General features: G+C 54.3%; 13 protein-coding genes. All 13 read right to left on the bottom strand.

The annotated features are described in order from the left end of the window. Window positions 1-65: 65 nt before the first annotated feature. Complete coding sequence (glnA, locus tag VLH40_07300; protein HSV31810.1) at window positions 66-1388, bottom strand: type I glutamate--ammonia ligase; 1323 nt, start codon at window positions 1386-1388, stop codon at window positions 66-68. Window positions 1389-1487: 99 nt separating this feature from the next. After that, complete coding sequence (gene argH / locus VLH40_07295) at window positions 1488-2984, bottom strand: argininosuccinate lyase (protein ID HSV31809.1); 1497 nt, start codon at window positions 2982-2984, stop codon at window positions 1488-1490. Further along, window positions 2977-4185, bottom strand: coding sequence for an argininosuccinate synthase (locus tag VLH40_07290; GenBank protein ID HSV31808.1), 1209 nt, complete (start codon window positions 4183-4185; stop codon window positions 2977-2979). The genes argH and VLH40_07290 overlap by 8 nt, the downstream gene beginning before the upstream one ends. 117 nt (window positions 4186-4302) lie before the next feature. Further along, the gene (locus VLH40_07285; protein ID HSV31807.1) at window positions 4303-5550 is read right to left on the bottom strand and encodes an aspartate aminotransferase family protein; all 1248 of its coding nucleotides are present in this window, start codon (window positions 5548-5550) and stop codon (window positions 4303-4305) included. A 173-nt stretch (window positions 5551-5723) separates the two neighbouring features. Further along, on the bottom strand, window positions 5724-6521 hold the full coding sequence (gene argB / locus VLH40_07280) for an acetylglutamate kinase (GenBank protein ID HSV31806.1): 798 nt from the start codon (window positions 6519-6521) through the stop codon (window positions 5724-5726). A gap of 10 nt (window positions 6522-6531) precedes the next feature. Next, the gene (gene argJ, locus VLH40_07275) at window positions 6532-7752 is read right to left on the bottom strand and encodes a bifunctional glutamate N-acetyltransferase/amino-acid acetyltransferase ArgJ (protein HSV31805.1); all 1221 of its coding nucleotides are present in this window, start codon (window positions 7750-7752) and stop codon (window positions 6532-6534) included. A gap of 83 nt (window positions 7753-7835) precedes the next feature. Next, entirely contained in the window at window positions 7836-8870 is a 1035-nt protein-coding gene (gene argC, locus VLH40_07270) for an N-acetyl-gamma-glutamyl-phosphate reductase (protein HSV31804.1), read from the bottom strand. Between the two features lie 416 nt (window positions 8871-9286). Continuing rightward, on the bottom strand, window positions 9287-10174 hold the full coding sequence (dapA, locus tag VLH40_07265; protein ID HSV31803.1) for a 4-hydroxy-tetrahydrodipicolinate synthase: 888 nt from the start codon (window positions 10172-10174) through the stop codon (window positions 9287-9289). Between the two features lie 114 nt (window positions 10175-10288). Further along, on the bottom strand, window positions 10289-11515 hold the full coding sequence (dapG, locus tag VLH40_07260) for an aspartate kinase (GenBank protein ID HSV31802.1): 1227 nt from the start codon (window positions 11513-11515) through the stop codon (window positions 10289-10291). 3 nt (window positions 11516-11518) lie between these two features. Continuing rightward, window positions 11519-12694: an LL-diaminopimelate aminotransferase gene (locus VLH40_07255; GenBank protein ID HSV31801.1), complete on the bottom strand. Its 1176-nt coding sequence runs from the start codon at window positions 12692-12694 to the stop codon at window positions 11519-11521. A gap of 23 nt (window positions 12695-12717) precedes the next feature. After that, window positions 12718-13566 (bottom strand): diaminopimelate epimerase, encoded by an 849-nt coding sequence (gene dapF, locus VLH40_07250; protein ID HSV31800.1) that lies wholly within the window; start codon window positions 13564-13566, stop codon window positions 12718-12720. A gap of 24 nt (window positions 13567-13590) precedes the next feature. Further along, complete coding sequence (gene dapB, locus VLH40_07245; GenBank protein HSV31799.1) at window positions 13591-14388, bottom strand: 4-hydroxy-tetrahydrodipicolinate reductase; 798 nt, start codon at window positions 14386-14388, stop codon at window positions 13591-13593. Window positions 14389-14444: 56 nt separating this feature from the next. Continuing rightward, window positions 14445-15788, bottom strand: coding sequence for a diaminopimelate decarboxylase (gene lysA, locus VLH40_07240; GenBank protein HSV31798.1), 1344 nt, complete (start codon window positions 15786-15788; stop codon window positions 14445-14447). Window positions 15789-15894: the final 106 nt, after the last annotated feature.

The raw sequence follows: 15894 nt of genomic DNA, 5'->3' as shown, positions 1-15894 counted from the left end.
CCTCGCTGTTTTTCATGGGGTTCTTGGTTTCTTTCCAGTTTGCGCAGATGTTCGGAGTTAAGGGGCTAAAAGACCTCCAGATACCGGTCGGTTTCCCAGGGATGAACCATGGTTTGAAATTCTTCCCACTCGCTGCGTTTTGCGGTCAGGAAATAGTCAACGATATGAGGCGTGAGCGACTCGCGAACGATTTTATCCCTGGCAAAAGCGTCCAGAGCTTCCCCCAGATTCCTGGGAAGATTACGGATTCCCCATTCCGCAAGTTCCTCAGAGGATATCTCGTAGAGATTGACGTTGTTGCAGGGTTTTCCCGGATCGAGCGAGGTCACGACCCCGTCCATGCCTGAACGGAGAATGACGGCAAAGGCCAGGTACGGGTTGCAGGACGGGTCAGGACTGCGTAGCTCGGCTCTGGTTCCCTTCCCGCGGCTGGGTGGCACCCGGACCAGAGGACTACGGTTGCGTTCCGCCCAGGCGACATAGACCGGTGCCTCATAACCGGGAACCAGGCGCTTGTAGGAATTAACCAGAGGATTAGTGATTGCGGTGAAGGCCGGAGCGTGTTGCAGGAGTCCGGCGATGAAGCCTCGGGCCACCCGGCTTAGGCCGTCGGGGCTTTCCGGATCGAAAAAGGCATTGTTTCCGTCCCGGCATAAGGACAGGTGAGTATGCATACCCGACCCCGGTTTCCCGAACATCGGTTTGGGCATAAATGTCGCCACATAGCCGTTCTGCAGAGCAAGAGTTTTCACCGCGAGCTTCAAGGTGATCAGGTTATCGGCAATTTTCAGGGCGTTTCCATATTCAAAATCGATCTCGTGCTGTCCCGGTCCGACCTCGTGGTGGGCCGCTTCGATGTTGAAACCCAGTTCATCCAGAGCGATCACCATATCTCGGCGGAGCCTCTCTTCCTGATCGAAGGGAAGTAGATCAAAATACCCGCCCCGGTCCAGGGTATACGGTTGCCCACTCTCGTTTCGACGGAAAATAAAAAATTCCGCTTCGGTGCCGATGCTGAACTGGAATCCATCGACTTCGATCTCCTTCAGAACTCTCTTGAGATTCGTCCGGGGACACCCCTCAAATACCGTACCGTCTGACCGGCAAACATCACAAATAATTCTGGCGACCTGTTCCTGCTCTTCCCAGGGGCAGACCATAAAAGTGGTCAGGTCCGGTACCAGCTTCATATCCGACTCTTCAATCCGCACAAATCCCTGGATCGAGGAACCATCGAAATTGATCCCTTCTTCCAAAACAACCGGCAGACGGGTCACCGGGACCTCCACATTCTTGGGTAGCCCCAGGACATCGACAAACTGCAACCGGACGAACTTTATATTCTGCTCCTCAGCCATTTTCAGGATATCTCGCGTCTGTAAATCCATAATTTCACTCTCCTGTCAAAATGATAAACGGATATGAAGGGGGGAGAAAGGACGACAATCAGAAAAGATGAGTCTTTTCAGCAATTTACTTTTTATCCATTAACCGACCGTTGTACCCACCCGTTCCCGGCTCTCCTGCCAGCGTTCCCGAAAGCGGGCGATCCGTTGGTTATCTTCCTGTAAAGCCAAGCGGGTCTTAACGATCGACCGGTGAACTTCAGCAGGGGCGGTACTGCCCAGGGAAAGCTTACGGGTAATCGAACACTCCTCATCGGTCACCGCACGAAGTTCCTCAAGGCTGATAAAGGACAGCTCTTCACCGAGATCGGTGGGAACGATATCCCGTAGACTTTTACCCCGAATCGAAAGTTCCCTGACCAAGTTGCCGACCACCGCGTGCGCAGTGCGGAACGGCATACCATGTTCCACCAGATACTCGGCCAGGTCCGTAGCGGTCAAAAAGCCGGTCCTGAGGGCTTCTCGTATCCGGTCGGCGTTTGGCGTGATATGCTCGATCAGACCGGCCGCGATGCGAAAAAGATTTTCCACTTCCGGTACGATACGCAAAAGCGGCGGCTTATCCTGCTGGAGATCACGGTTATAGGTCAAGGGGAGGCCTTTCAGGGTAACCGCCAGGCTGACCCAAGCACCCAGTGCCTCTCCGGCTTTTCCCCGGATCAGTTCGGCCACATCCGGATTCTTTTTTTGGGGCATGATACTGGAACCGGTGGTAAAGGCATCATCAATGGTAATAAAGCCGAAGGCGGGTGAACTCCATAAAACGATTTCTTCTCCCAATCGGCTCAGGTGAATACACCCTATCGCCAGGTCGGCCAGGATTTCCAGGATGAAATCCCGGTCAGATACCGCATCCATGCTGTTGGCCTCGATATCCGGAAAATCCAGAAGTTCGGCCACCATCCTTCGATCGATGGGCAAAGAGGTACCGGCCAAGGCCGCCGCGCCGAGGGGAAGGCGATTGATCCGTTCCAGAGCACTCCACAACCGTTCCATATCCCTCCGAAACATGGCACAGTAGGCCAGGTAATGATGAGCGAACAGAACCGGCTGAGCGGGCTGTAGGTGTGTGTAACCGGGCATCACCAGATCTGGATAGACCTCGGCTTGCCGTAGTAGCGTTTCGCCAAGGCCGCTTATGGCCGTGAGAATATCAAGGGTTTTCTCCCGGAGATACAGACGCTCGTCAAGGACAATCTGGTCGTTCCGGCTCCGGCCGGAATGGAGTTTCCCGGCCTCTTCACCGATGATCTCGAAAAGTCTCGCCTCTACCAAGCTGTGAATGTCCTCGTGCCGGGAGGGATCCAGTCTTCCGGTCTCCAGCTCGTGATAGACAGTACGCAGTCCGGCGATCATGCGCTCTTCTTCGTTCTCAACGAGAATACCCACTCGGGCGAGCATACGACAGTGCGCGCCGCTTCCCCAGATATCGTAGGGATAGAGCACGTAGTCCTCCCCGATCGAGGTGGAAAAGCGGAACACCGCCTCATCCAGGGTTTTTTCCATCCGGCTACCCCACAGCCGGGTGGCATTATCCGGCTTGTGTTGCGTTCGATCGTTTACCGGATGGTCAGGCACGCCTTTTTCGTCCCACCAGAGCGCTCATTTTGGTCGGTAACCCCCAGAGCTTGATGAACCCCTCACTGGCTTTGTGATCGAACAAATCACCCTTGTCATAGGTGGCCATCCCCAGATCATAGAGGGAATACTCAGACCGCCTCCCCACCACCTGAGCGCTACCTTTGAAGACTTTCATGCGCACCGTTCCGGAAACCCGCCGGGCAACGGTTTCCATAAAGGAATCGAGTGCCTCCCGCAGGGGGGAAAACCACAATCCTTCGTAAACCATTTGAGCGTATTTTTCTTCGAGTATGGGCTTGAAATGAGTGACCTCCCGGGGGTTGACCAGATTCTCGAGGTCCCGGTAGGCTTCGATCAGGAGAAAGGCGCCGGGACATTCGTAAATCTCCCGGGATTTTATCCCCACCAAACGATTTTCCAGATGATCCACCCGGCCGAATCCGTTTTCTCCGCCCACCTGATTCAGCGCCTCGACCAGGTCAATCAGGGAATAGTATTGACCGCGGAGCTGTCTGGGAACCCCTTCCTCGAAACCGATCTCAAGATAGGTTGGCTCATCGGGGGCCAGTCGGGGATTTTGAGTCCAATCGTATACTTCTTCCGGGGGTTCGGTCCAGGGATCTTCCAGGACCCCGCATTCGATACTGCGACCCCAGATATTCTGGTCAATGCTGTATGGATTTTCAATGGTCACCGGTACAGGAATGTCATGGGCGGCGGCATACTCGATCTCCTCTTCCCGGGAAAAACCCCAGACCCGCGCCGGAGCGATGACTTCCAGCTCCGGGTTCAAAGCGGCCACCGAGACATCGATCCGCACCTGGTCGTTACCTTTCCCGGTGCACCCGTGAGCGATCAGCCTGGCACCCTTCTCTTCGGCGACTTTTACCAGATATTTGGCGATCAGCGGACGGGAAAGGGCCGTCGCCAGAGGGTAGCGTTTCTCGTAGACCGCCCCGGCCCACAGGGCGGGTAAAACAAAATCGTTCAGAAACTCTTCCCGGACATCAAAAACAAAAGCTTCCTTGGCTCCAACTCCAAGCGCTTTTTTCTGTACACCATCGAGGTCCTTTCCCTGTCCGAGGTCCAAAGTGATGGTGTAGACTTCGGCGTCATAGCGCTCCTGAAGCCAGCGAATGGCCACTGAGGTGTCCAGTCCGCCCGAATATGCGAGAATGACTTTTTTCCGCGTGCCCATGTGTACACCTCCCAATTGCGTTAATGGGTCAATATATTTATGCACAGATGCAACAGACCCTCACTGCAAACCTCTTCGATCTTTTGAAGAGAAAATCCGCTTAGCTTTGATGGCGATTCATGCTGGTTTCTCATTATAGTCTATTAACTCCCGGCGGTCTCTCGTCTCCGGTTCTCCGATCCGCTCCAACACTCGGCGTAGTGCCGCACAGGCCGTCCCGAGTTCCTCCTCACCGATGACCAGAGGAGGGAGCAGGCGGACCGTATTTTCGTTACAGGCGTTGACTAATACTTGTTCGGCTAACATTCCCTGAACCACCTCTTTCGCCCGTCCCGGCACGTCGATCCCCCAGATCAGGCCCATACCCCGTACTTCGCGCACTAATCCCGGAAAGGCATCCCGCAGCTCCCCGAGCCGTTTCCCCAGGAATTCTCCTTTCAAGCGAACCCCGGCTAGGAAGCGGTCCTGACCGATTTCCCCGCTCACCACCGCAGCTGCCCGGCAGCATACCGGATTCCCCCCAAACGTGCTTCCCTGGTCTCCCTTACGGGTAATCGAAACAACCTTCGCACCGGCCAGAACCGCTCCAATCGGCAGGCCTCCCCCCAGTCCCTTGGCTAAAGTCACGATATCCGGGGTGATCCCGAATTCCTGGAAGGCAAAAAAGGAACCGGTTCGTCCCATGCCGCATTGTATTTCGTCAAAAATCAGTATCAAATCCTTTTCCGTACAGAAATCACGCAGATCTTGCAAAAATCCCGGATCACAGGGATAGACTCCCCCTTCCCCCTGAACCGGTTCGATGATGACTCCACACACGGATTCGTCGTACGCTCCGGCAACACTGGAAAAATCGTTGAGTTCGGCAAAGACGATCCCGGGAGGGAGAGGGTCCAGATCCTGGTGGAATTTCGCCTGTCCGGTCACCGAAAGGGTCAGGAGCGTTCTGCCGTGAAAGGAACGGTGAAAGGCAATATACTTATGCCGGTTGCTGTGTTTCCTCCGCCCATAAAAGCGGGCCATTTTCAGCGCGACTTCGTTTGCCTCAGCTCCAGAGTTATTGAAAAAAACCCGGGGAAAACCGGACAGTCCGGTCAGGATCCGGGCCAATTCAACCTGGGGCAGCGTATAATACAGGTTGGAGGCGTGGATCAGTCGCTGGGCCTCCGCACAGATCGCCTCCCCGAGAGGAAGAAATCCATATCCCAGGAGGTTGACGGCCAGTCCGGCCACGCAGTCGAGGTATTCTTTTCCATCGGCGTCGAATACCCGGCAACCCTTCCCCCGCTCCAGCACCACCGGAAGACGGGTATACGTATCCAGAATATAGTTTTTTTCCAATGCAACTGTTTGGTCATGCAGCATGGAGGTCTCCTTTATAAACACAGGCTGTAGCAGTTTAGCCGTTTAGACTTTTAGACTTTTAGGTAATACCAGTTTTTGTTTTACCTAAAAACCTCAAAGCTTACCGCCTAATCGCCGGTATTTCTTTCACTTCTGAAAATAAAACTGTGATCGGTGAACAAGTAAACCCTTCCTTAAAAGACCCGGGTCGCCGGTAGAGTGCCGCCGCCTGTTAGAAAAGCATCGAGATTATCCAGGGCCCCTCCGCCAGCGATAAACACTTCTCGCACCCCGACGCTGATCGCTTCTTGGGCCATTCTCAATTTAGGGAGCATCCCTCCCCCGGCAATTTTCTCCACAATCAGGGTATCGATCTCGACCACCGGCAGCTCTCTAATCAGCGTAGCAGGGTCATGAAGATCCGCAAGCACTCCGGGTACATCGGTAAACAAGAACAGTTGTTCCACTCTTAGGGCTTCGGCCAGTTTTACCGCCGCCCAGTCCGCGTTTACATTCAGACCCCGGCCATCCCGGTCGGTCGACACCGGGGAGATGACCGGCACAATCCGGGCTGCCCAGAGAACTTCCACCAGGGCGGGATTCACCTGCACGATCTTTCCGACCCGCCCCAGATCGATCTTCTCTCCTTCTCGTTCCAAAATTTCCTGTTCGGCGATCAACAATCCCGCGTCCCGCCCGCTTATCCCACATGCCGGCACTCCCCGGACGAAGAGCATGCCCACCAGAGCCTTGTTCAGACTACCGCTCAAGGCCATCTCGGTAATGTCCATGTCCTCTGCGCCGGTAATCCGCAACCCTTCCACGAAACGAGCTTCTCGGCCCAAACGGTTCATGAGGGAAGTGATTTGCGGTCCACCACCGTGCACCAGGGCAACCTGGTGACCGGCATCCCACAGGCGCTTCACCGGCAAAGAAATACTGTCCTTCTCCCGGTCGATATTTTTACCGCTGATCTTGATGACCAGGTTCACAAATATCACCTCAGCTATAATGACTGTTAATTTTCACGTAGTCTACTGAAAGATCGCAGGTCCAGACGGTACACGAGGCTCCCCCTACGCCGACATCAAGGACGATCTCCAGTTCCCGCTCTTTCATGATCGCTCTAAGCTGCGTCCGAACATCCCCCTGGACGGATCGCCCCTGTTCGACACAGCGGTAGCCGTTGATGGAAACGGTGACCCGTTCCGGGCGAATCTCCGCACTACTCCGGCCCAAAGCCGCTATAATCCGTCCCCAGTTCGGGTCTTCGCCGAAAAAAGCGGTTTTGACCAGCAGCGACTCGGCAATCGTAAAAGCCGCGCGCCGGGCATCCTCTTCATGCCCGGCACCATCCACCCGGATGGTCAATAACTTGGTCGCGCCTTCCCCATCTCTGGCAAGGTCCCGGGCCAGTTCCCGACATACCCATTCGAGCCCCTCGCAGAATATCGGATAATCGGGGTGTGTTTCAGTGAGCGGCAACCCACCTTTTCCATTGGCCAACAGGAGCAACATGTCATTGGTACTGGTATCCCCATCGACAGTGACCCGGTTGAAAGTTCGGTCAACGACTTTGTTCAAAGCATTTTGAAGAGTCACCCGTTCGACATTCGCGTTGGTCAGGATAAAGGCGAGCATGGTGGCCATATTCGGCCTGATCATCCCCGAACCCTTGGCGATCCCGGCCAGAAATACTGGCTGACCATCGATTACAAAGCGCACCGCCCGCTCTTTTGGATAGGTATCGGTGGTCATGATCGCCAAAGCAGCGGAATGACCGGACGATTCCCGATGAATCGCTTCCCGGGCAAGGTGAATTCCTTTTTCGATAGCCGGCAGGGGCAGAAAGTCTCCAATCACGCCGGTAGAAGCCACCGCGACCAAATCCGGGTCAGAGATGTCGAATTCCCGGGCTGCCATTTCAGCCATTCGCCGGGCGTCCGCAAGCCCCTTTTCCCCGGTACAGGCGTTTGCCACACCGGAGTTCACCACAATCAGCTGGATGGCCCCTTTTTTTTGAATATTATCCCGAGTAAGAAGCACCGGCGCAGCCACCACCCGATTACGGGTATACACCCCGGCGGCAACCGCCGGCTCGTCACTCACGATCACGGCCAGGTCTTTCTTCGATTTTTTTATACCGCAATGCACCCCCGTCGCCTGGAACCCAGGAACGACATCAAGGCCGGTATCCAACACCTGAAAAGGGAAATGGTTCATGATTGCCTCCCCCTTAATGAAAATATTTTAAATGCATGATCGCAAACCGAAGCAGTCAGTCTCCAGACCAATTTACAGATTCTCTATGGATAAAGTACTGAAACGGGAAGTCCCAAGCGCTCATCAAGACCAAACATGATGTTCATATTCTGGATCGCCTGGCCGGAGGCGCCGCGGGTCAGGTTATCGAGTGCGGAAACGATGACCAGGTGCCTTGGTTCCAAGACCGCCAGCCCGATATCGACAAAATTGGAACCGGTCACCCATTTGATCTCGGGAAAACGGTTTGGAGGAAAAACCCGCACCCAGGGCTCCGGGTCGTAATAAGATTTCCAGACCTCGCGCAGGTCGATTTCCCGGACCCCTTCCTGCAGGTCGACATAGATCGTGCTTAGGATTCCCCGCTTGAGGGGAAGGAGATGAGGCGTAAAAATCAAATCCACAGAATTTTTGGAAAAAAAAGATAACTGTTCCCGGATCTCCGGTTGATGACGGTGTTTCCCAAGATTATAGGTCTTGAAATTCCCATCCACCTCGCAAAAGTGTGTGTTTTCCGTCGCCATCTTGCCCGCTCCGCTGACCCCGGATTTGGAGTCGGCAATGATCCGGGACTCGATTAGGTTCTCCTTGAGTAAGGGAATGAGAGGGATCAGGATTGAGGTCGGATAACAACCAGGGTTGGCGATCAAGCGGGCGTTACGAATCTGAAACCGGTAGACTTCCGGAATACCGTACACCGCCTCTTTGACACACAGGGGGGACAGATGTTCCAAGCCGTAACAGGCTTGGTAAACCACGGAGTTCTTGATCCGAAAGTCGGCTCCCAGATCGATAACCCTGGTTCGATCCAGAATTTTCGGGACCCATTCCATAGAGACCCCGTGGGGCAGGGCCAGAAAAACCACATCCACTCGGGAGGCCAGACCCTCCAGATCCTGGGCTTCGAAACAAACCGATTCCCGTTTGTTCCAAGCCGGACAGTATTCATCCCGCATTGTGCCCGCGTAATGTTCGCTGGTGACCCACTCGACTCGGGTCCCGGGATGTTTTTCCAAAATTCTGAGGAGTTCGAGACCGGTATATCCGGTTCCGCCCACAATGCCCACTCTTATGACCATAGCACTTCCAACCTCTCTATTTACTTTAATTCAGACCGGTAATGAACCGTTATTGGGTAATATGCCGACCCGTCCCGCTTTTCGCCAATCACCGATCATCGATCACTCATTGACGACACTGAATCTTCAACCAACAAAAAACCCCGTCCAAGGACGGGGTCTCACGCCGGATCAGGACAGGGGTATGCTCCCTGAGCACACGGTACCACCCTGTATCACTCATGCCGATAACGGAATCTCCGGGGCACCCTACTCAGACAGGGTCTTTTCTTCAGGTCCGGCTCACGGGCTCTGGTCACGAAGGGCGAAACGGATACCTCGCACTCCTGGTCTCCTCACTGGGGTCTCGCTCCCTCAGACTTCCCGATCGTTGCCTTTTCTCTAATAAAATTCAGTTTTTTCTTTCAGAGCATCCATTATAACAGAAAACCCAGTTTACGTAAAACACCGATCAGCTGAGTTTTTTGGTTGTCTTCCAGCGGGCAAAGAGGCGGTCTGACTTCTCCCACGTCCCAACCCCGAAGCTTCAAAGCCGCTTTGAGGGGAATCGGGTTGGTTGTGAGAAAGAGGGCCTTGAATAACGGGTACAGGCGCAGGTGGATGGATCGGGCCTCCTTAATATCATTGGCATGAAAGGCTTCGATCATCCGTTTGATTTCTTCCCCGGCGATATGGGATGCAACGCTGACCACCCCGACCCCCCCCATAGCCAGGGTCGGATAGGTCATGTTGTCATCACCACTATAGATGGAAAAACCAGGCGGAAGAGACCCGGCTAACCGAGAAAGTTGGTCTATGCTACCAGAGGCTTCCTTGATCGAAGTGATGTTGAGAATCTCGGACAACCGCTTTACCGTTTCCGGTTCGATATTGACTCCAGACCGGCCCGGAATATTATAAAGCATCAATGGAATTTTCACCGAATCGGCAATCGCCCGAAAATGCTGATAAAGTCCTTCCTGGGGAGGCTTGTTGTAGTAGGGGGCGACCCCCAGGATTCCGTGGACCCCGATTTTTTCCGCTTCCCGGGAAAGTTCGATCGATTCGCTGGTGTTATAGGAACAAGTCCCTCCCACCACCCGGGCCACATCTCCGACTTCCTCCAGAGCTACCTCAATAAGACGAAGTTTCTCTTTATGGCTGAGGGTGGGTGATTCGCCGGTCGTTCCCGCTATCACAATCCCGTCGGAACCCCGGTCAACAAGTTCGCGAACCAGTTTCCGAAATACTCCGAAATTGACCGCCAGGCGGGCATCAAACGGAGTGACTACCGCAGTTAATAAATAACCGAACTCCGGCCGCATGTTATAACCTCCCTCAACCCACGCGCGGATTATGCTCATTATCGTAGCTGGCTATCACATTTGATAAAGCACAAAGGAAACCAATCCATTGCCTTAGCGACCCAAACCCCCAAATCAACAAAAATGATCCAGTTCAAACTTCTGATGAAGCACCTGTATAGCCCGCTCCATATCCTGAGCACGCAAGAGACAGGAAATCGTGATATGGGAATCCCCGGTCTGAAGAATCTCCACACCAATCTCTTCCAGAGCCTCCATCAGCAGGGCCATCACCCCAGGCCGCCCGGCCATCCCCGACCCCACCAGGGAAACTTTCGCGCAAGGATAAGTCAGGGACACGGAGACCGACTCATCTTCCAGAATCTTCAGGACCTGTTCACCACGCGAAGCCGGTACGGCAAAGGCCACAGATTCGGGAAACAGGCTGATCAGATCAATGCTGATCCCTTGGCGAGCCAGGATTTGAAATATTTTCAATCCCTCTTCCCGTCCACCGCGCAAGAGACTCCGAATCTGGGCCAGATCTTTTCGGTAGGCAATACTGTATACCGGCCGTTCCCGGATCGTAAGGCGCAGTCCTTCCCGGGCCAGGGTCCGGATATCGCAAATAAGGGTCCCCTTTCCTTCGTCATCCAGGCTTCGTACCCGCAGAGGGATACGGTATTCCTGAACAACACTCATCGCCTTGTCGTGGATGACTTTGGCCCCGTGTTGAATAATTTCCATGGCTTCCGTGTAGGTCAAGCCCTTGATGGTTTGCGCTTCCGGTACGATTCGCGGGTCAGCGGTCATTACCCCCACCACATCGGTAAAAATATCGACATACTCAGCTTCCAGGGCCATTCCCAAAGCCACTGCCGAGGTGTCGCTTCCACCCCGGCCCAGGGTGGTTATGTCCCCGGTTTCGGTTGTTCCCTGAAAGCCAGCCACCACGACCACCGCGCCGTCTGCGAGGTGCTTGCGTACCTGCTCCGGACTGACCCGGAGAATCGAAGCATCACCGTATTCCGCGTCGGTAATGATCCCGGCCTGCCCACCGCTTAACACCACCGCCCGCAAACCGGCCCGCCCCAAAGACTGGGCCATGATCACCGCCGAAATGATTTCCCCACAAGACAAGAGGAGGTCGAGATTACGCGCATCAAGTTCCTCGTGTTCCTCCCGGGCGAGACTAATCAGGGTATCCGTAGCATAGGGCGCACCGGAACGACCCATAGCCGAGACCACCACCACCGCGTGTAACCCTTCATCAATGGCTTCTTTGACCTTGAGGGCGGCCTTGTGCCGTAACTGGGGGGTGTGGACCGAGGTTCCACCGAATTTTTGGACCACAATTTTCATCGTTCATCCACCTCGCAATCCTGTTCGAATCCGCTCCATGGCCTGGACCAACACTTCATCTCGGGAAGTGAGCGAAATACGCACATACCCTTCGCCATATTTACCGAACCCGACCCCCGGAGCCACCACCACACCGGACCGCTCTAAAAGATAAGAAGTGAAAGACCTCGAATCGTACCCTCCCGGTACCGGAATCCAGATATAGAAAGACGCTTTGGGAAGCTCGAGTTCGAAACCCATTTCCTGGAAGGTATTCACCACCAGGTTCCGCCGGCGGGTATAAATCGGTAAATTCGCCTCCAGAACTTCATCGACCCGGGAGAGCGCTTCTGCTCCCGCCCATTGGACCGCATTGAATATCCCGGAATCGATGTTGGTTTTTATCCGGCCCAGCACCTCAACGAGCCGGGCATTGCCGATGGCAAACCCGATCCGCCAACCGGCCATATTGAAAGTCTTGGACAGCGAATGAAACTCGATGGCTACATCCCGGGCTCCCTCCACCTGGAAAATGGACGGTGCCCGATAGCCATCGTAACTCACCTCCGAATAGGCCAAGTCGTGAGCGACGATCCAGTCATATGTCTTTGCTCGCGCTATCACCTCCCGGAAGAAATCAATAGACGCTACAGCGGCCGTCGGGTTGTTGGGATAATTGAGGAAAATCAGCCGGGTTCGTTCCAGAATGCTCTCCGGAAACATGGAAAAATCAGGAAGAAAGGCATTTTTCCGCAGGAGGGGCAACGCAACAGAGTTGCCGCCGGCCAGCATGGTACCGATTTTATAAACCGGATAACCGGGGTCAGAAGCGAGGACAAGGTCGCCCGGATTGATTACGCACAAAGGAAAATGGGCAATTCCTTCTTTTGACCCGATCAAAGATACCACTTCCCCTCCGGGATCAAAGGTCACTCCGAAGCGCCGGGCATACCATTGGGTCACCGCTTCCCGAAAAGCTTTTAAGCCCCGGTAAGAAGGATATTGATGATTTTCCTGCCGCCGTGCTTCCCAACACAAACGCTCCACGATAAACTCCGGGGTCGGCAGGTCTGGATCCCCGATTCCCAGGTTCAGGATTTCCACTCCCCGGCTTCTGGCTTCGTCCATTTTCTGCTCAATTTCGGCAAACAGGTACGACGGCAGCTGCTGTACTCGCTGAGCAACGTCTATTGTGATCAACCTCCTTATTAAAAAACCAGGCTTTAACGCAGATTCGCCTGTATAATTGTTCCGGTGAAGACTTCTTCAGCCGGTCCTTCCATCAACACCGCTGAGTCGTCATTAGGCCATGCCACCTTAAGGGTTCCTCCCGGCAGGTGGAAAGAGGCTTCCCGTTTAAGGAGACCCTTCCGCACCGAGGCGACCAGGACCGCGCAGGCCCCGGTTCCACAGGCTAAAGTCGCTCCCGCACCGCGTTCCCAAACTTTCACTTCCGCCTCGCGGGAGTTGATAATCCGTACAAATTCCACGTTGGTTTTCCGGGTAAACCGGGGGTGAGCTTCCAGGATCGCCCCGTATACCATCCAGCTGTCCGGCAGTTCAAAAATGACCGCATGCGGATTCCCCATCGACACGGGCATAAAACTGAAGATCCGGTTATCGACTGCCAGGTTGTATTCTCCCGCTCTCGCCTCCATTCCCTGATCATCCAGGAATATATCGACCGGGGAGAAAGACGGCTTACCCATGTCCACCCGTACGATACTGACTTTTCCATCAGACACCAAGACTTCCGGCGTAATTATCCCCGCCCCGGTACGCACCGGAAAACTCTTCTCCCGACGGATTCCACGCTCATAGACATAACGGGCCAGGCACCGGATTCCGTTTCCGCACATTTCCGCTGTGCTGCCATCGGAATTGATCACCCGCATGCCGATGCTTTGGTCAACCGCATTCTGGTCCACCAGGATCAATCCGTCAGCCCCCACCCCGTAATGACGATCACAGATCTGCCGGGTGAACTCAGGGAGATCAGAAATTGACGCTACTATCTTACCATCCATCAAGATAAAATCGTTACCCAGACCCTGCATTTTCACAAAATCCATTTACCTATCCCCCAAGAGTATCCTTTACAGATCCAGGATCGACTCCAGGCCATAAAAAAAGCCCTGATGGGCGGCCACGTGACGGACGGCCAACACCACCCCGGGCATAAAGGAAATGCGGCTTAACGAGTCGTGCCGGATGGTGAGTGTCTGACCCTCTCCTCCGAAAATCACTTCCTGGTGAGCAATATAACCGGGCAAACGGACACTGTGGATGTTCACCGAACCAACCACTCCTCCCCGGGATCCTTTCACCATTTCCGTACTGTGGTCTTCGAAGATGATATCCCGTTCTTCTCGGATGCCTTCAGCGGTTTTAATCGCTGTCCCGGAGGGTGCGTCTTTTTTCTGGGGATGGTGAAATTCAATAATTTCAGCCCGGTCCATGTACCGGGCGGCTATCCGGGCAAACTGCATCATCAGAACTGCTCCGATTGCGAAATTGGGGGCAAACAAACAGCCGATTCCTGCTTTTTTTGTCTTCTCGGCGAAACCACTGATTTCATCTTTGGCCAATCCAGTGGTTCCAATCACCAGGGATACCTTATGCTCGAGATAGTGAGGCAAGTTTTGACGCAGAGCTTCTGCCTGGGTAAAATCAACCACGACATCATACCTGTCTTGCATCAAGGCCTCCTCTGCCTCTCCTTTTATCATTACACCCAATCGATCGATTCCGGCCACCAGACCGGCATCCTGGCCGACAGCAGCCACATCGATTGCTCCGGCCAGCTCCATACCTGACTTACGGCATACAGTGCGGATAACTTCTTGCCCCATCTTACCTGCTGCGCCGACCACACAGACCCGTATATTTCCCATACCCATCACCTTTCCGCTTGCCCGCCAACCGAATCAACGCAGGGCTGGCGTGCGGTTTATTCCGTTGCGGTCTGTTCACCGACCTGTAACTCTTCCGGGGTGATATCCCGGCGGATAAGATCATACCAATTCTCCGGACGGACGACGAGTCTGGCTACTCCCCCGCTCAGGAAGACAACCCCTGGGCGAGGTAGGTAATTATAATTCGACGCCATCGAATAATTATACGCACCGGTCCCTTCAACCAGCAAATAGTCTCCCGGTTCGATCGGGGCCATCACCGTTTCGGGAATAATCACATCACCCGATTCACAGCACTTCCCCACAATCGAGAAAGACTCGCGCGCGCCGTCACCGGGAAAGCGGTTGACAATCTGAGCCTGGTAGCGGGCACCGTACAGGATTGGCCTGGGATTGTCGGTCATGCCTCCATCCACCGCTACGTAGGTTTTAACCCCGGGAATCCGTTTGACAGTTCCCACCCGGTACAGGGTGCTTCCGGCGATGTTGACGATGGACCGACCCGGTTCGACAAACAGATGGGGCAGAGGATACCCAGCTTTCCGGCATCGTTCCCGCAAGCGGACAGAAACCGCCTGCGCATACTCTTCAATGGTGGGGAAACGCCCTTCTTCCTCATCCAGGTACGGAACACCCAGTCCTCCGCCCACATCAAGTTCGGCAAAAATATAACCGGTTGCCTGACGGAATGCAACCATAAATTCAACCATCGCATCGACCGTCTTCAAAAATGGATCCAATGAAGCGACTTGGGAACCGATATGGCAGTGCAGGCCCTTGATCTCGAACAGACCGCTTTGCAGGGATCGCTCGATAACCCGGTGTGCAATGCCCTCCACCAGGGGTAAACCAAATTTGCTGTCCACCCGGCCAGTGGTGATAAACTCATGGGTATGCGGGTCGATCCCCGGAGTGATCCGGAAAAAAAGCGGCAGTTTCCCCTTCCGGGATCGGGGGGCTTCGTTCAAAAGCATGTCCAGCTCCTGCTCGCTGTCCACCACCCAGCGGCCAATCCCCTCATTGAAGACAATATCGATCTCCTGTTCCTGTTTGTTGTTTCCGTGAAACAGGATACGGGAGGTGGAAAAACCGCTTTGCATGGCCAGATAAAATTCTCCGCCCGATACGGTGTCCAGCCATAGGCCCTCCTCCAATAAAATCCGGCAGAGGGCTGATGTGAGAAAAGCCTTGCCGGCATAGGCGATCGTCGAGTCCGGATAGAATCTCGCAAAAGCGCTACGGTACTCCCGCATGGTTTGACGAAGCCAGTCCTCGTCGATGATATAAAGAGGTGTTCCCAACTCCTGTCCCAGAGTCGCCAGGTCGCACCCGGCGATCGTCAGACATCCTCGTTCATTGTAACTCTTGTTCCCAAGCATAATCACGCCCTGTCCCTTCTCCTGAGTATATCGCAAACTCGATTGACGGTTTGGATTGATCAAAAAGCGTTTTGTGACTGATATCGACCCGTAGTGGAAGAATCGG

Source organism: Atribacteraceae bacterium (assembly GCA_035477455.1).
Taxonomy (GTDB): Bacteria; Atribacterota; Atribacteria; order Atribacterales; family Atribacteraceae; genus DATIKP01.
The sequence above is the reverse complement of the archived record's forward strand: the minus strand, read 5'-3'. Positions and strand labels throughout refer to the sequence as shown.